The organism is Sphingomonas citri, assembly GCF_019429485.1.
Lineage (GTDB): Bacteria > Pseudomonadota > Alphaproteobacteria > Sphingomonadales > Sphingomonadaceae > Sphingomonas > Sphingomonas citri.
Genome location: NZ_JAHXZN010000001.1, coordinates 1256853 through 1272998 on the forward strand (window position 1 = coordinate 1256853; position 16146 = coordinate 1272998).

Genomic DNA, 16146 nt, shown 5'->3' on the forward strand with positions numbered 1-16146 from the left:
AGCGCGGCTCGACCCGCTCGCCGCTCACGCAGCGACGGCACGCGGAACGGCGATGCTGCCGGTGGTCGGCGGCATCCCCGCAGGGTGTCACAGACGCTGGCGCAGCGTCTGCGGCCTGTCGCGTGCCAGGGTCACGATCAGTTCGCCCAGCAACCCGTTCGCCCAGGCGAACCACGGCCGGGTGAAGCGTGCGGGATCGTCCTTGTGGAAGGTCTCATGGACGAAGCCAGTGTCGGCATCGGTGTCGCGGATCGACCTGAGGCACGCGCGGATCAGCGCGTCGTCGCGGCTCGAGGCAGCGCGCACCAGCGTCGCCATCGGCCAGATCAGGTCGAAGCCGGCGTGCGGCCCGCCCAGCCCCGCCCCGGCGCGACCGCGGACGAACCAGGGATTACGCTCGCTCCACGCCGCCGCCTCGGTGCGGCGCCAGAGCGGATCGTCGAGCGATGCACAGCCGAGGAACGCCAGGCCGGAGAGCGAGAGCTCGCAGCAATCGTCCATGAACAGCGCGTTGCCGAAGCCGTCGACCTCGAACGCCCAGACCTCGCTCCCGTCCGCCAGCCGCATGCGGCCGTGCGCGGCGAGCGCGGCCTCGATCTCCGCCGCCAGTGCGGCAGCGTCGGTGGCGAGCGCGGTGTCGCCGCGCGCCTCGGTTGCGACCGCGGCGAGTTCACGCAGCGTTCGCGCGGCAAAGATGTTGGCGGGGATGAGGAACGGCAGGATCGTCGCGTCGTCGGACGGGCGGAAGCTCGAGTGGATCAGGCCGACCTTGCGCGTCGGATTGCCGACGCTCCACAATTGCGTCTCGGTCGGCTGCACGCTGCTGCGCTGGAAGCGGTACGGGCCGAGATCGTCGCGGCGCTGCTGTTCGCGGAAGGTGCGGACGATCGCGCGCGCCGACTCCGCCCATTCCGCGGTGAAGGCCGCGCGATCCCTGGTCGCGCGCCAGTAGCTCGACGCGAGCCGGAGGACGTAGCAGAGCGAGTCCACCTCCCACTTCCGCTCCGCCACACCGGGCTTCATCTCCGTCTGGTCGTGCTGCGACGAGTCGAGGTCGGTGCGCCCGCCCGGATCCTGCAGGAAGGCGTTGGCATAGGGATCGATCAGCACGCAGCGCGCCTGCCGCGCGATCAGCCCGCGGAACAGCCTCGTCAGCGCCGGGTCGCCCGCGGCGAGGTGAAGATAGGGGCGCAACTGTGCCGAGGAATCGCGCAGCCACAGGCACGGGATGTCGCCGGTGATGACGAAGGCGTCGTCGTCGGTGACCGACAACACCGTCGTGTCGAGCGTGTTCGGGTAGCAATTCTCGAACATCCACGCGAGCTTCGGGTCGGCGATCCGCCGCTTCAAGCGCACGATCTCGCGCTCCACCGCGGCGCTGTGGAAGCGGCGCTCGGATAGCGGCGGACGCTTCGACGGTCGTGCCGCCGTGGCGGCCCGGGCCGGCCGGGCGGCGGCGAACGCGACCGGTGCGGCCAGCACAGTGCGTCGGTCGAGGCCGAGCGTCGCACCCGTTCCGGCGCCGTGTCGACCGTCCATGCTCAACCTCCTCGTCTGCCGGCTGGCGCTACATCGGCGCCCGCCTCTCATCCGCCTGGCTAGCATAGTCGCGGCATAATCTTCCACCTACTTTCTTTTTGATTGCTGTGCCTCCATCCCCGTGTCACATCGCGCTCGATCACCGGCCGCACCGGGGCAGACCAGGAGAGAGACATGCACCCGACGCGACGCGCCGTCATGGGCGCCGCCGCCGCGCTGACGATCGGCGCCCCCGCCGCTGGCGCCGCCCCGGCCGGCTTCGTCAGCCAGCGCCCACCGGTGGCGAAACGCCGCTTCGTCAGCGCCGCGGTGGAGCGCGAGCTCGGCCGCCTCAAGGCCCGCATCGCCGACCCCGAACTCGCGTGGATGTTCGAGAATTGCTATCCCAACACGCTCGACACCACCGTCTTCACCGGCACGATCGACGGCAAGCCCGACACGTTCGTGATCACCGGCGACATCGACGCGATGTGGCTGCGCGACAGCGCGGTGCAGGTCGAACCCTATCTACCTCTCGCCCGGGACGACCGGCCCCTGCGCGAGATGCTGCACGGGCTGATCCAGCGCCAGGCGCGCTGCATCCTGATCGACCCTTATGCCAACGCCTTCGTCCGCGACCCCGGCGCGCGCTCCAACCTCGACTCGGCGACGCTCGACGACACCGAGATGCGGCCGGGCGTGGCGCAGCGCAAATGGGAGATCGACTCGCTGTGCTACCCGATGCGGCTGGCGCACGATTACTGGGCGATCACGCGCGACCGCGCGCCCTTCGACGACCTGTGGCGCCGCTCGGCCGCGCTGATCGTCGAGACGCTGCGCGTGCAGCAGCGCAAGGAGGCGCCGGGGCCATACCGCTACCAGCGGCTGACCAAGATCCCGACCGACAGTCTGATGCTCGACGGCCATGGCCCGCCCTCGAACAAGGTCGGCCTGATCCACTCGGCCTTTCGCCCCTCGGACGACGCCTGCGTCTACCCCTTCCTCGTCCCCGCCAATCTGTTCGCGGTGTCGAGCCTGCGTCAGGTCGCGCGCGTCCACCGCGAGGCGCGCGGCGACGCCGCTGCGGCGCGCGAAGCGGAGGCACTGGCGAACGAGGTCGAGGCGGCGGTGCGCGCGCACGCGATCGTGCCCGACGGGCGCGGCGGGCAGGTCTGGGCCTATGAGGTGGACGGCTTCGGCAACTGGCTGTTCGCCGACGACGCCGGGATCCCGAGCCTGTACGGCCTGCCGCTGATCGAGGCGGCGTCGGTCGACGACCCGCTCTACCAGCGCACCGCCGCGCTGGCGTGGAGCCCGCGCAACCCCTTCTTCGTTCAGGGCAGCGCCGCGAGCGGCATCGGCAGTCCGCACATGGGGCTCGACAAGGTGTGGCCGATGGCGCTCATCGCGCGCGCGATGGTGACGCGTGACGAGGGGGTGGTGCGCGACTGCCTGCGCACGCTCAAGGCGACGCACGCGGGCACCGGCTTCATGCACGAGTCGTTCCACAAGGACGATCCGGCGCGCTTCACCCGCGCCTGGTTCGCCTGGGTCAACGGCATGTTCGGGCAGATGATCGGCGCGGTCGCCGCGCGCTACCCGCGGCTGCTCGCCGAGCGCCTCTGAGGCGCACGCGGCTTAGTCGGCGGGCGACAGGAAGACGAGGTCGTTGAAGGGCAGGATCGCGGCGCCGATCGCGGGCGCGTCGGCGGCGAGCTGCGCGGTCAGCACGGGTGCGGCGGGCACCACCGGATCGTCCACTGCGTCGCGGTGCCGCTCGATCGCGGCGGTGAGTTCGTCGATAAGCGACACCGGCAGCCGCCCGCCGATCACGATGGCGCCGGGATCGATCAGGCAACTGATCGTCGCGATCGGCCCCGCCAGCGCGGCGGCGGCGCGCTCGATCCAGCCGCGGATCACCGCGGCCGCGGCGGCGTCGGCGCTCGCCAGCTCGGCGGGCGCGATCGGCGCGACGCCGTGCGCGGTGAGATCGGCCTTGAGCGCCGAGAGCGAGACGATCGACTGGAGCGGCGCGCCGGCGCGATCGGTCAGGAAGCCGATCCGCCCGGCGCGGCCGGTCGCGCCATGGTGATAGTTGCCGGCGACGACCAGCCCGCCGCCCAGACCGGCGGAGAGCAGGACGTAGAAGAAACTGCGGTGCGCCAGCCCGCTGCCGAAGCGCGCCTCACCGATGGCCGCCGCGGCCGCGTCATTCTCGGTGATCACCGGCCACGCGCCGAGCGGCGCGAGCAAAGCGGGCAGGTCGATGCTGTCCCACTCGGCATAGGCGCGCGGCAGGCCGGGCAGGTCGACGTGCCCCAGCCCGCCCGGCAGCGCGACGCCCATGCCGAGCACGCGGTCGCGCTCGACCAGGCCCCCGTCGAGTAACGTGGCGAGGGCGTCGCCGATGAAGGCAGTGACCGCGCGCGGCGCGGCGAAGTCGATCTCCTGCGTGTAGCGCGCGCGCACCGCGCCGGTGAGATCGAGCGCCACCAACGTGATATGGTCACGGTCGATGTTGACGCCGTAGCTGAAGCAGCCGTCGGGGTTCACCGCGAAGCGGATCGCGGGCATGCCGCGCACGCCGGTGCGCCGGCCCTTCTCGAACACGAAGCCGCGGTCGGTCAGCCGCTGGGTGATGTTCGCGATCGCCGCGGGCGACAGGCCGGTCTGCTCCGCGAGCTGGAGTCGCGTCGACTCACCGGCGCGCAGGATTGCCTCGAGTACGAGCCGCTCGTTGCGCTCGCCCGCGCGCGCCGGGTTGGTGCCGTGCAGCGTCCGCTGGCCCGTCCCGCTCGCTCCCGTCGCATGTGGTGGCAGGGGCAAAAAGGGTCTCCGAAGCGGTTGCCGAGAAGCGGCCTTTCACAGGTAAACGCCGCGAGCCTCAGGTACAACTGCTGCTCTGCATCAAACTTACACCTACTTTCTTTTTTAAATTGACGCGCTCGCCGGATCGCGGGAAAGGACGGCGACTGCCCCGATCGCGGCGCGCCTCCCAAGGGCGTGACACAGAGCGCGACCCGGTGAGGCAGGAGGGAGAGGGTGGCGCGATCGCATCGCGTCGCCTCCGGTCGGGAGGAGCGTGCCATGGGCAGTGCAGCACCGCGCGCGCGCCTGTTGTTCACCGCCTTCGCGGTGTCGCTCTCCGGCCTGCTCTTCGGCTTCGACACCGCGGTGATCGCGGGCGTGACCGGCGCGTTGCGCGCACAGTTCGGCCTGTCGCCCGCCGCCCTGGGCGTGACGGTCTCGTCCGCGCTGCTTGGGACCATGGTCGGCGCCGCGGTAGCGGGCGTGTACGGCGACCGCCGCGGCGCACGTGCCGGCCTGCGGCTCGCCGCCGCGCTCTACCTCGTCTCTGGCCTCGGCTGCGCGCTGGCGTGGGACTGGGGCGCGCTGATCTTGTTCCGCGTCATGGCCGGCGTCGCGATCGGCGCCTCCTCGGTGCTCGCGCCGGTCTATCTCGCCGAAGTGGCGCCGCCCGCGCGCCGCGGGGCGATCGTCGGCAGCTTCCAGATCAGCATCGTCACCGGCATCCTGCTCGCCTACGCCAGCAATGCTGCGGTCGGCGCGCTGCTGGCGGACGCGGCGGCGGCGTGGCGGTGGAAGCTCGGGCTGACCGCGTTGCCCGCCGCGCTGTTCCAGCTGCTGCTCGTCGCGGTGCCCGACAGCCCACGCTGGCTGATGCTGCGCGGCCGGCGCGACGAGGCCGCGGCGGCGGCGCTGCTGCTCCACGGCGATCCCGCGGTCGACGTGCCCCCTGCCCCGCCGGCGCGCGCGGCATCGCTGGCGTCGCTGTGGCGCGAGGCGCCGCGGCCGATGATGCTGGCGATCGTGCTGGGCGCGCTCAACCAGCTCACCGGCATCAACGCCATCCTCTACTATCTCAACGACATCTTCGCCGCGGCCGGGTTCCGCCAGATCTCCGCCGACCTGCAGTCGATCGCGGTAGGCGCGGCCAATCTCGTCTTCACGCTCGTCGGCATGGCGCTGATCGACCGGCTCGGCCGCCGCCCGCTCCTCCTCGCCGGCGGCGCGGCGATGGCGGTGCTGCTGCTCGCCGCGACCGCGGTCATGCTCGGCCTCCTGCCGCGCGCGCTGATGCTGGCGGTGCTGGTCGGCTTCATCGCCGCCTTCGCCACCTCGCAGGGCGCGGTGATCTGGGTCTATCTCAGCGAGATCTTCCCCGCGCACGCGCGCGCCGCGGGCCAGGCGCTGGGCGCGGGCACGATCTGGCTGTTCGACGCGTTGGTCGCGGCGATCTTCCCCGTCGCCGCCGCCGCCTCGCCCGCCGCGCCGTTCCTGTTCTTCGCCGCGTGCATGGCGGCGCAGTGCGTGCTGGTGTTCCGCTGGTTCCCCGAGACGCGCGCAGCGTCGCTCGAGCAGATCGAGCGGCAGATGCGCGGCGCGCCGGAGCCGGCGCGATGACCGCCTATCTCGCGGTCGACGTCGGCGGCTCGCACATCGCCTGCGCGCGTGTCCGCGGCGGCACGGTGGAGGGGCGGCGAGAGCTAAAGGTGACCGCGCCGTCCTCGCTCGCGGCGGTGCTGCCGGCGCTAGAGGCGCATCTGGTGGCGCTGCGCGGCAGCGAACCCGCCGCCGGCGTGTCGATCGCTTTCCCCGGTCTGGTCGACCCCCGCTCGGGTCGCGTGGTCTCGACCCCGGCGGGCAAGTTCGAGGATGCGGTCGGCTTCGACTTCGCTGGCTGGGCGAGCGAGCGGCTCGGCCTACCACTGATGCTCGAGGTTGACGGGCGCATGGCGCTGCTCGGCGAGCATCGCTACGGCGCGCTGCGCGACGCCGACGACGCGGTGCTTCTCAGCCTCGGCACCGGGATCGGCTCGGCCGCGCTGATGCAGGGAGCGGTGGTGCGCGGGCGTAGCGGGCATGCCTCGGTGCTCGGCGGCCATCTCACCGTCGCGATCGACGGGCCCGCGTGCCTGTGCGGCAACCTGGGCTGCGCCGAGGCGCTGGCGTCGAGCTGGGCGCTGCCGCGGCTGATCGCGGCGCTGCCGCGGCGCGGCGCGCTCCACGATCTCGCCGCGCCCGACCTCAAGGCGGTGTTCGACCTCGCGCGCGACGGCGACGACGGCGCCGCGACTTTGCGCACCGCCTGCCTCGCCGCCTGGGCCACTGCCGCGCTCAACCTGGTCCATGCCTATGACGCGACGCGCGTGCTGGTCACCGGCGGGGTCGCCGCGGCGGCGGAGGTGGTGCCCTTCATCCAGGCGCATGTGCGCCGCCACGCCTGGTGCCTGGGCGAGCCGCCGCTGGTGCTGCGCGGCACGCTCGGCGCCGACGCCGCGCTGCTCGCCGCCACGCCGCTGTGGGAGAGCCATCGTGACCAACTATGACAAGCGGCCCGTCGTCCGCGTCGACGACGCGGCGGACGTCTGCCTGGTCGGGTGGGGCGCGATCCTGCCGCGGCTCGCCGCGGCGTGTGACCTCTGCGTCGAATGCTACCCCGGCGCGCCGGTCGCGGCGATCGTCGCGGTGCTGCGCGAGGCCTGGCCCGAGGCGGAGGTGGTCGACACCGCCGCGCTGTTCCGCGATCCCGCGGTGCTCGACGCCGAGATCGACGAGATGCTCGGCGACGACCCGGTGTTCGCGCGCTTCCCCGCGATCGGCATCGCCGACTTCCTGGACGAGGCCAAGGTCGCGGCGTGGCGCGCGGAGCGCGCGCCGGGTCGTCGCACGGTCGTCGTCGGTCCGGGCGCCGCCACCGTGCTGCCCGCGCGCGACCGGCTGGTCTATGTCGCGATGGCGCGCTGGGAGCTCCAGCAGCGCCAGCGCCGCGGCGAGATCGCCAGCCTTGGCGGGAGCGAACGCTCCGCGCGCGCTGCGGCGCTCTACCGCCGCGCCTTCTTCGTCGACTGGCGCGTCGGCGACGCGGTCAAATATGCGCTGCTGCCCGACGCCGACTTCGTCATGGAGGCGAACGGGCCGGTGCCGCGGATGATCGCTGGCGACACCTATCATCGTTCGCTCGACGCGGTGGCGGCGCGCCCGTTCCGCGTCGTGCCTTTCTTCGACGCCGGGCCGTGGGGCGGGCAGTGGATGCGGCACAACTTCGACCTGCCCGACGGCCCGCCCAATTACGCCTGGTGCTTCGACTGCGTGCCCGAGGAGAACAGCCTGCTGCTCGGCTTCGGCGAGGAGGCCTTCGAGCTCCCCGCGCTCGACCTCGTGCGGCTCCGCCCCGACGCGCTGCTCGGCGGCGACATCGTCGCGCGTTTCGGCGCCGAGTTCCCGATCCGCTTCGACCTGCTCGACACGATGGAGGGCGGCAACCTCTCGCTCCAGGTCCACCCGCGCGCCGACTATGCGTGCACCGCTTTCGGCCTGCCCTACACCCAGGACGAGAGCTATTACCTGCTCGACGCCGGCGCGGACGCCTGCGTCTATCTCGGGCTCACCGACGCGGCCGAGCCCGACGCCGTCACCGAGGCGCTCACCGCGGCACAGGCGGGCGGGCCCACGCCCGACGTCGACGCGCTGGTCAACCGCCTCCCCGCGCGCGCGCACGATCACTTTCTCATCCCCGCGGGCACGATCCATTGTTCCGGGCGCGACGCGATGGTGCTCGAGATCAGCGCCACGCCGTATATCTTCACCTTCAAGCTATGGGACTGGGGCCGGGTCGGGCTCGACGGTCGCCCTCGCCCGATCCACCTCGAGCATGGCCTCGCCAACATCGACTGGACCCGCCGCGAGACGGTGACGCGCACCGAGCTAGTCAACCAGGTCACGCCGGTCGCGAGCGGCAGCAACTGGCGCCGCGAGCGCACCGGGCTGCACCCGCTCGAGTTCATCGAGACCGAGCGCGCTTGGTTCGAGACGAGCGTCGAGCTCGACACCGCGGGCACGCTCAACGTCCTCAACCTCGTCGCCGGCACCGCGGCGGTGGTGGAGAGCCCGAGCGACGCCTTCGCCCCCTTCGAGGTCCATTATGCCGAGACCTTCGTGATCCCGGCGGCGCTCGGCCGCTACCGCCTGCGTTCGCTCGCGCCGCCCGGCGCGACTTGCGCGGTGATGCGCGCCTGGGTGCGACCGACTGGCCAGTGACATGACAGCAACGACAAGAACGCAGGGGAGAGTGACCATGATCCAGTTGAACCAGCTCGCGCGGACCTCCGCGCTCGCGCTCGCCGCGGCCTCGCTGTGGCCCAGCGCTGCCATGGCGCAGGACGCGCCACCCGCCGCGCCGGAAGGCCAGGCACCCGCCGAGGCCGGGCCGCCGGCCGCGGCGGACGGCGCGGTCGCCGCGGCGCCCGGCTCGGACGACATCGTCGTCACCGGGCTGCGCCGCAGCCTCCAGACCGCACAGGCGCTCAAGCGTGACTCCGACCAGATCGTCGACGCGGTGGTGGCCGAGGACATCGGCAAGCTGCCCGACAACAACGCTTCCGAGGCGCTGGCGCGGATCACCGGCGTGCAGGTCAACCGCAGCAGCGACGAGGCCGGCGGCGTGCAAGTGCGCGGCCTGCCCAACCTCACCACCACCTACAACGGCCGCGAGATGTTCACCGCCGAGCTGCGCAACGTCGCGCTGCAGGACTTCCCCGCGGGCGCGCTCGCCGGGCTGGAGGTGTACAAGACCACCAGTGCCGACCTGATCGAGGGCGGCATCGCCGGCCTGATCAACGTGCGCTCGCGCCGCCCGTTCGACTTCGACGGTTTCCAGATCGCGGGCGCGGTGCGGGGCACCTACGGCGACCAGGCACGCAAATACGATCCCAACTTCAACGTGCTGGTGACCGATCGCTGGGACACCGCGATCGGCGAGCTGGGCGCGCTGGTCAACGTGTCCTACACCCAGCTCCACTACCTGACCTCGTCGCGCTACATCAACGGCAACATCGTCAGCCCGGGCGCGAACCAGCCGGTCGACGGCCCGCGCGACTTCGTGCTGCCCGAGAGCGCCGGCGTCTATTACGACCGCGGCAAGCGCTGGCGGCCGTCGGTCAACGGCACGATCCAGTGGCGCCCCGCCCCCAACCTCGAATTCTACGTCGACGGGCTGTTTCAGGGCGCGCGCACCGACGTCGCCAATGATTTCGCGGGCTTCGACCTCGTCAACAACAACCCGGCGCTGAGCAACATCGTCCGCAACGCCGCCGAGCCCGGCACGCTCGAGAGCGTCACCGTCACGCCCGATTTCGCCAACGGCCGCGGCATCGACTTCTCGCGCAGCACGCGCGCGGGGCGCACCAACGCCTATCAGGGCGCAATCGGCGGATCGTGGAAGACCGGGCGCGCGACGCTGACGACCGACTTCGCCTATACCGACTCCAAGGCCGAATATACCGACTATAACGTCGACTTCGCACCGGCGACCGCGCAGTCCGCCAACCTCGTCTTCGACATCGGCGGGCAGGACGGTGGTGCCCAGTTCGGCCTGCCCGGCTTTGCCGCCAACGATCCCAACAGCTACATCCTGCGCGGCATCTACGACCGCCGCTCGCTGGCGACCGGCAAGGGCATCCAGTGGCGCGTCGACCTCAAGCTCGACACCGAGCTGCCCGTGATCACCCAGCTCGACGTCGGCTTCCGCCTGACCGATCGCGACGCACGGCTGCAGAGCGGCGGCCGCTACGCCACGCTGCGCCCGCTCGGCCTGCGCCTCTCCGACATCCCCGGCGGGGATACCGGCACGCCGATCGACCGCGGCTTCCGCGGCGGCCAGGCCCCCGGGCTGAGCCAGTGGTACGCGCCGACGCGGGCGGGGATCGTCGACAATATCGAGGCGCTGCGCGATCTCGCGCGGAGCGGCCTCGACCAGATCGGGACCGCCAACGCGCAGGCCGAGCGCGCGCTGTGGAACTCCGACATCCCCGCCTATGTGCAGAACGAGCGGCTCGACGCGCTGGAGAAATCCTACGCCTTCTACGGCCAGTTCCACTACGGCTTCGACGTCGGCGGCGTGCCGGTCGACGGCGTGGTCGGGGCGCGCATCGTCAACACCAAGGCACAGCTGACCGGCAACGCGCTGGTCGGCGGGGAGCTTCAGACCACCACCTCGCGGCAGAACTATGTCGACGTGCTGCCCAGCGCCTCATTCCGCGCCAAGTTCACCGACCAGCTCCAGCTCCGCCTCTCCGCCACCGAGACGCGCACGCGACCCGAGTACAACCAGCTCAACCCGGCGGTGACGATCGGCAGCCCCGGCGTGACGCCGATCACCGGCAACAGCGGCAACATCAACCTGCAACCGATCCTGTCGACCAACTATGACGCGTCGCTGGAATGGTATTTCTCCAAGACCGGCTCGCTGACCGGGGCGATCTTCCGGCGCGACGTGCAGGGCTTCATCACCAATCTCAACAGCCAGGTCGACCTCGGCTATCCCACACTGGTGACGGTCAACCGGCCGGAGAACGGCGGCAAGGGCCGGCTGCAGGGCGCCGAGGTGGCGTTCCAGACCTTCTTCGACTTCCTGCCCGGCGTGCTGAGCGGCTTCGGTACCCAGCTCAACGCCACCTATATCGACGCGTCGCAGGCGCTCCCGATCGCGCTCGGCGAGGCCGGGCAGGACAGCGACATCCCCGGCGTGTCGAAGTGGAGCTACAACGCGGTGGGCATCTACGAGAAGGGACCGGTGTCGGCGCGGCTGGCGTATAACTGGCGCTCGCGCGTGACCAACTTCTTCGCCACCGACAACGCCGGGCAGCTGATCGGCGCCGAGTTCAACCGGCCGATCGAGCGGCTCGACTTCTCGCTGTCGGTCGCCGCGATCGAGGCGGTGACGCTGACCTTCGACGTCAGCAACATCACCGGCTCGCCCTATCGCGCGCTGCGCGCGGTGCCCGGGCTGGCCAACGCGAGCTACCCGCGCGACGTGCGGTACGAGAGCCGCGTCTTCGCGCTCGGCGCGCGGTTCCGCTTCTGATGGCGGCGCTTCCGACGCGACGCGCCTTCGTCGGCGGCGCGCTCGCGCTCGCCGGCTCGCGGGGGACGGCGGGGACCGCCCCCGCGCCCGGCGCGCGCGCGCTCGCCTGGCACGCGGCGCTCGAGAAGGCGTTCGCGGTGGGCGACGGCACCGGGCTCTACCGCGAGTATCACCCGCCGCGCGCGGGGGACGAGCGTTACTCGACCGAATGGCCCTTCTCGCAGGCGCATGTGGCGCTGCTGGACCTCGCGATGATGCCGGGCGCCGCCGGTCGCCGCTTCGCGCCCGCGCTCGCCCAGGTGCGCGCGGCGCAGCAGCGCTACTGGTCGACGACCTCGACCACCGGCGTCGCGGGCCATCTCGCCAAGGTGGTGGCACCGCTCGGCCGCGGCGACGATCTCTACTACGACGACAATATGTGGGTCGGGCTCGCCGAGGTGCAGCACCACCTTTTCCGCCGCGACGCCGAGTCGCTGCGCCGCGCGCGCGCAATCTTCGCGCTGATCCGCTCGGGCTGGTCCGAGGAGAAGGGGCTGCCTTCGCCCGGCGGGGTGGTATGGACGCAGAAGAGCGACAACGGCGACCGGAACACCGTGTCGAACATGCCCGCGGCCGAGCTCGGCGTGCGGCTGTACCTGATCACGCGCGAGCGCGCCTATCTCGACGACGCGCTGCGTTACTATCGCTGGACCAACGCGACCTTGCAGCGGCGCGATGGCCTCTACGCCGACCATATCAAGCGCGACGGCACGATCGAGCCGCGCGTGTGGAGCTACAACCAGGGCGTCCCGGTCGGCGTCAACGTGCTGCTGTGGCGCGCCACCGGCGAGGGGCGCTACCTCGCCGAGGCGCGTAGGATCGCCGCCGCGAGCCGCGACCAGCTCGTCGCGGGCGGCCAGGTCGACGATCAGCCGCCGCCCTTCAACGCGATCTATTTCAAGAACCTGCTGCTGCTCGCCGACGCGACGCGCGAGCGCGGCGACCTAGATGCGATGCGCGGCTACGCCGATCGCATGTGGCGGCGCCGGCGCAATGCCGCCGGGCTCGTCCAGTTCGCCGGTCGCCGCGCCGAGCTGATCGACACCGCGGCGCTGGTGCAGGTGGAGGCAGTGTCGGCGTGGCGACCGGCCGACTGGGCGCTGCTGTACTGATGCGCGGCGCCGTCGCGCTTTTCGCGCTCGCGCTCGCCGCGGCGCCGGCGTCCGCTGCCGCGCCCCCGCCCGGCTCGACCTATGTCGCGCTCGGCAGCTCCTATGCGGCGGGTGCGCGGATCGGCGCGCCGGCGCCCGCCACGCCGGTGCGCTGCGGCCAGACCGTCAACAACTACCCGCGGCTGGTCGCGGCACGGCTGCACCTCGACCTCGTCGACGCGAGCTGCGGCGGCGCCACCACCGAGCATCTGCTCCGCGCCTGGGACGAGCTGCCCGCGCAGCTCGACCATCTCACCCCCGCGACCCGGCTGGTGACGGTGACGATCGGGGGCAATGACGTGCACCTCGTGGGCGATCTCGCCCGCGCCGAGTGCACGCCCGCGCGCGACGGTGCGCCTCCGCGCTGCGGCCCGCCGCCCGCCCCGAGCGCGGCGGAATGGACGCGACTGGAGCGCAACCTTACCGAGGTCGCGCGCGAGGTGCGCCGCCGCGCGCCGCGCGCCCGGCTCGTCTTCGTCGACTATCTCGACATGCTGCCGGTGCGGCCCTGCGCCTCCATCCCCTATGACGCGGCGAGGCTGGCGCGGGCGCGCGCGACCGTCCGCCAGCTCGCGCGCGTCACCGCGGCGGTGGCGCGGCGCGAGCGCGCGACGCTGCTGCGCGCCGGCGCGCTCTCGCGCGGCCACGATTCCTGCTCGGCCGAGCCCTATGCCGTCGGGCGCTCTGACACGGGAGCGTCGTGGCACCCGACCGCGGCGGGACATGCCGCGGTCGCGGCGGCGCTCGTCCGCCTGCTGGACAACACCGGCTGACCCGTGCGCCCGTCGGCGTCGTCGACAGGCGGTAGTGCCCGCGCGCGACCGCGGCGCGCGGTCGCCAGGACGAGCAGCGCCCCGCGTATCGCGGGCCGGGTGTCGAGCTGTCAGCGCTGCTTCTTCGTGATGGTCGCGGTGAAATCCGGATCCTTCTTCGCCACCCAGTCGACGAATTTGCGTACGTTCGGATGATCGAGCAGACCGCTCACGTCCATGCCGTGACGCTGCAGTTCGGAGTTCGTGAAGTTCGCGATCAGGGTCTGCTGGCAGATCGGATGCATCGGCACGACGTCGCGGCCGCCACGACTCTTCGGCACAGGATGATGCCACACGATCGTCTTGCCGGTCGGCCGCCCGCAGAGCCAGCACGGCACCGGCGCGGACGCGACCTCCTCCTCCTGCGGAAGATGATCGTACGGATCATGTTTGGAACGTCTGGCCATCGCTCGATCCGCCTCCACCGCGGTCGCCAGCCTGTAGCCAAGCGGTTCGGCGCTTCCAACCGAAAGCTGCCGACGCGAGGCTCGCGTCGCCGACCTCTCGCGAGACACGCATCGCCCCTCGCGAGACCCGACGGCCGCGCGGCAGTCCACCTCGACGGTCGTGCTACGCTGCCAGCCGGCGCAGCGCGACCGTGCGGCAATGGTCGAGATAGCCGCTCTCATGCTGGCCGGCGAGCGCCACGACGCTGCGCCACAGCCACGTCGGCGTGCCATTGTCGTCGGTCGTGTCGGCGAGCAGCCGCTCACCCCACATCGCGCGACTGCTCGCGTCCATCTGCCGGCTGTGCGCCACGCCGACGACGAAGGCGAGATAGCGCGCCGCCCGCACGGCCTCGTCGCGGGAGAATTGCTCCACCTCGATCTTGAGGTCCTGCGGCGCGAGCTCGCGGATGAAGAAGGAGCCGTCGATCATGGTCACCGGCAGCATGCGCGAGCCCAGGAAGGGAGACAGCGCGCAGGCGGCGCGACGCACGCGCTCGGCCGGATCGGCGGGCATCGCGGCGGCGTGGGTGGTCGGCGCGACCGACGCCACCGCTTCCTTGATGTCGACCAAGGCGTAGCGCGAGCGCCGCCGCGTGCGATCGAGCGCCACGAGCACCGCATAGCGTCGCAGCCCGAGCGAACTGCACCCCTTCATCCAATAGGCCGCGTCGACGAGCCGGACGCGGCGCCGGCGATTGCTCGGATCGAGCGAGAGTACCATGTCGCACACGTCGGAACGGGAGAAGAGCTCGTCGAGCGCCCCGCGCTCGCGGTCGGTGAGCGGCCAGAACTTGTCCCCGAGCGGCAGGCGCGGCTCGCCGCCTTCCAGGCGTTCGCGCGCGAGATGTTTCCAGCGTCGCCGCGCGGCGCGGCGGCGCACGCTCTTCACCGCATCGGGCTCCACCCCGGCCTGACCCGCGACCGGATCGACGATGCCGGCGACATAACCGGCGAGCATCGCATCAAGGATCTGCATCGTGGCCAGGCCGGGCAGGTCCGAACCGCGCGCGGCGGTGGCGAGCGACAGGCCGAGCCGGATCAGGTCGTGCGTCGGATTGCCGATGACCGCCTGATCCAGATCACGGATATGGACGTCCAGTCCCTCACCGCCGTCGGAGATCGCGCCGAGGTTGCCGAGATGGCAGTCGCCGCAGATCCACACCGGTGGCCCCTCGGGCAGGCGGACCGGTGCGGCCGCCAGCCACTCGTAGAAGCGCGCGGTGTTGCCGCGAACATAGGCGTGGGCGGATCGGGCCATCTTGGCGTCGCGGGCGGCGCTGAGCGCTCCTCGGCGTTGCGACGGGACGACGCCGTTCAATCGGGTCGCCTGATATGGGTTATCGTCATCTCCGCCGAACGGCGCGTGGCTCGCGTCGTTCCGTCGCCGTGGCTGGCCTCGGCGATCAGAGGCGCGAATGAGCTCCCTTACTGGCGCATCTCGTCGATCAGCCGCTCCGCCTCGCGCTTGGAACGGAAAACGATATCGATCCAGCGATCCTCGGTCGGCAGATAAAGGCCCCATTGCTCTTCGCCGTCCACGGAAGGGCGACGCGCGGCGAGGTAGCGGACATGTTCAGACACATTGCCCGCTTAGCTCACCGCGGCGGCGATGATAGAGGCGCTGTGGTCCCGCGCTGGGACAAGTGCCGGCACGTCGATCGGCGAGAAGCGGTCGCACGATCAGGCGAACAGCCGAGACCGATGAACCAGCGCGCCCGCGCATCGTTGAGAAGGTCAAGGCGGATCAGTGAGTTGGCGGCGGTCGCCGACGTGTATGTCGCCGATCGTGAGGGCACATGGCCGAACTGACGTTGCACGAGCTGTCACGAAAGATGGCGAAGCTCGATTTCGCGATGCTGGCCACGCGATCCGCCGCGGGCGCGCTCACCGCGCGGCCGATGAGCAACAACGGCGACGTCGAATACCGGGGCGACAGCTATTTCTTCGCCATCGACGACTCGCGCAAGATCTCCGACATCCGCGCCGACCCCGCGGTGACGCTGAGCTACACCGGCGCCGTCGGGATGCTCGGCGGCCCGCCGCTGTTCGTCGCGGTCGAGGGACGGGCCTTGCTGATCGAGGACCAGGCGCAGTTCGAGGCGCATTGGACCAAGGACCTCGACCGCTATTTCCCGGAGGGCATCGACACACCGGGCATCGTCATGATCGTCGTCCGAGCGGACCGGATCCGCTATTGGGACGGCGGCGATGAAGGCGAGATCGCCGTCTGAGCCACGGCGCAGGGGCGGAAGACGCGCCGGCCGCAGCTGTTCGAGGCGTTGCAGCGGCTT

13 protein-coding genes are annotated in these 16146 nt (G+C 71.5%); 8 read left to right on the forward strand and 5 right to left on the reverse strand.

The features are described from left to right. Window positions 1-87 precede the first annotated feature (87 nt). A complete protein-coding gene (locus KZ820_RS05935; protein WP_219747651.1) occupies window positions 88-1539 on the reverse strand; it encodes a glycoside hydrolase family 125 protein in 1452 nt (483 codons plus the stop codon). A gap of 174 nt (window positions 1540-1713) precedes the next feature. On the opposite strand from KZ820_RS05935, the gene KZ820_RS05940 reads away from it, so the two are divergent. Next, a complete protein-coding gene (locus KZ820_RS05940) occupies window positions 1714-3144 on the forward strand; it encodes a glycoside hydrolase family 125 protein (RefSeq protein WP_219747652.1) in 1431 nt (476 codons plus the stop codon). A 12-nt stretch (window positions 3145-3156) separates the two neighbouring features. Here the strand turns inward: KZ820_RS05940 and KZ820_RS05945 are convergent, their stop codons facing one another. After that, window positions 3157-4344, reverse strand: a complete 1188-nt coding sequence (locus tag KZ820_RS05945) for an ROK family transcriptional regulator (protein ID WP_219747653.1) — start codon at window positions 4342-4344, stop codon at window positions 3157-3159. A 261-nt stretch (window positions 4345-4605) separates the two neighbouring features. Between KZ820_RS05945 and KZ820_RS05950 the strand changes: the two genes are divergently transcribed. Genes KZ820_RS05950 through KZ820_RS05975 form a run of 6 tightly spaced genes read left to right on the forward strand, consistent with a single transcriptional unit; the run spans window position 4606 to window position 13367 of the window. Then, window positions 4606-5943, forward strand: coding sequence for a sugar porter family MFS transporter (locus tag KZ820_RS05950; RefSeq protein ID WP_219747654.1), 1338 nt, complete (start codon window positions 4606-4608; stop codon window positions 5941-5943). Next, on the forward strand, window positions 5940-6869 hold the full coding sequence (locus KZ820_RS05955) for an ROK family protein (RefSeq protein ID WP_219747655.1): 930 nt from the start codon (window positions 5940-5942) through the stop codon (window positions 6867-6869). The genes KZ820_RS05950 and KZ820_RS05955 overlap by 4 nt, the downstream gene beginning before the upstream one ends. Next, window positions 6856-8580: a class I mannose-6-phosphate isomerase gene (locus KZ820_RS05960; RefSeq protein ID WP_219747656.1), complete on the forward strand. Its 1725-nt coding sequence runs from the start codon at window positions 6856-6858 to the stop codon at window positions 8578-8580. Before KZ820_RS05955 ends, KZ820_RS05960 begins: the two co-directional genes overlap by 14 nt. Before the next feature lie 37 nt (window positions 8581-8617). Then, on the forward strand, window positions 8618-11404 hold the full coding sequence (locus tag KZ820_RS05965; protein WP_219747657.1) for a TonB-dependent receptor: 2787 nt from the start codon (window positions 8618-8620) through the stop codon (window positions 11402-11404). Next, the gene (locus KZ820_RS05970) at window positions 11404-12555 is read left to right on the forward strand and encodes a glycoside hydrolase family 76 protein (RefSeq protein ID WP_219747658.1); all 1152 of its coding nucleotides are present in this window, start codon (window positions 11404-11406) and stop codon (window positions 12553-12555) included. The genes KZ820_RS05965 and KZ820_RS05970 overlap by 1 nt, the downstream gene beginning before the upstream one ends. Continuing rightward, window positions 12522-13367 (forward strand): SGNH/GDSL hydrolase family protein, encoded by an 846-nt coding sequence (locus KZ820_RS05975; RefSeq protein ID WP_219747659.1) that lies wholly within the window; start codon window positions 12522-12524, stop codon window positions 13365-13367. Before KZ820_RS05970 ends, KZ820_RS05975 begins: the two co-directional genes overlap by 34 nt. Before the next feature lie 110 nt (window positions 13368-13477). On the opposite strand, the gene KZ820_RS05980 is transcribed toward KZ820_RS05975, so the two are convergent. From KZ820_RS05980 to KZ820_RS21770, 3 genes are all read right to left on the reverse strand, one after another. Continuing rightward, the gene (locus tag KZ820_RS05980; RefSeq protein WP_219747660.1) at window positions 13478-13813 is read right to left on the reverse strand and encodes a hypothetical protein; all 336 of its coding nucleotides are present in this window, start codon (window positions 13811-13813) and stop codon (window positions 13478-13480) included. 163 nt (window positions 13814-13976) lie between these two features. Then, entirely contained in the window at window positions 13977-15173 is a 1197-nt protein-coding gene (locus KZ820_RS05985; protein ID WP_258047747.1) for a DUF2252 family protein, read from the reverse strand. A gap of 107 nt (window positions 15174-15280) precedes the next feature. Continuing rightward, entirely contained in the window at window positions 15281-15436 is a 156-nt protein-coding gene (locus KZ820_RS21770; RefSeq protein ID WP_258047748.1) for a hypothetical protein, read from the reverse strand. 215 nt (window positions 15437-15651) lie between these two features. Here KZ820_RS21770 and KZ820_RS05990 point away from each other — a divergent pair, with 215 nt between their 5' ends. Further along, window positions 15652-16086: a pyridoxamine 5'-phosphate oxidase family protein gene (locus KZ820_RS05990; RefSeq protein ID WP_219747662.1), complete on the forward strand. Its 435-nt coding sequence runs from the start codon at window positions 15652-15654 to the stop codon at window positions 16084-16086. Window positions 16087-16146: the final 60 nt, after the last annotated feature.

Coding starts and splice junctions, on each gene's coding strand:
- KZ820_RS05935 (WP_219747651.1), bottom strand. CDS start 1,539: ATGGACGGTCGACACGGCGCCGGAACGGGTGCGACGCTCGGCCTCGAC.
- KZ820_RS05940 (WP_219747652.1), top strand. CDS start 1,714: ATGCACCCGACGCGACGCGCCGTCATGGGCGCCGCCGCCGCGCTGACG.
- KZ820_RS05950 (WP_219747654.1), top strand. CDS start 4,606: ATGGGCAGTGCAGCACCGCGCGCGCGCCTGTTGTTCACCGCCTTCGCG.
- KZ820_RS05955 (WP_219747655.1), top strand. CDS start 5,940: ATGACCGCCTATCTCGCGGTCGACGTCGGCGGCTCGCACATCGCCTGC.
- KZ820_RS05965 (WP_219747657.1), top strand. CDS start 8,618: ATGATCCAGTTGAACCAGCTCGCGCGGACCTCCGCGCTCGCGCTCGCC.
- KZ820_RS05970 (WP_219747658.1), top strand. CDS start 11,404: ATGGCGGCGCTTCCGACGCGACGCGCCTTCGTCGGCGGCGCGCTCGCG.
- KZ820_RS05980 (WP_219747660.1), bottom strand. CDS start 13,813: ATGGCCAGACGTTCCAAACATGATCCGTACGATCATCTTCCGCAGGAG.
- KZ820_RS05990 (WP_219747662.1), top strand. CDS start 15,652: ATGGCCGAACTGACGTTGCACGAGCTGTCACGAAAGATGGCGAAGCTC.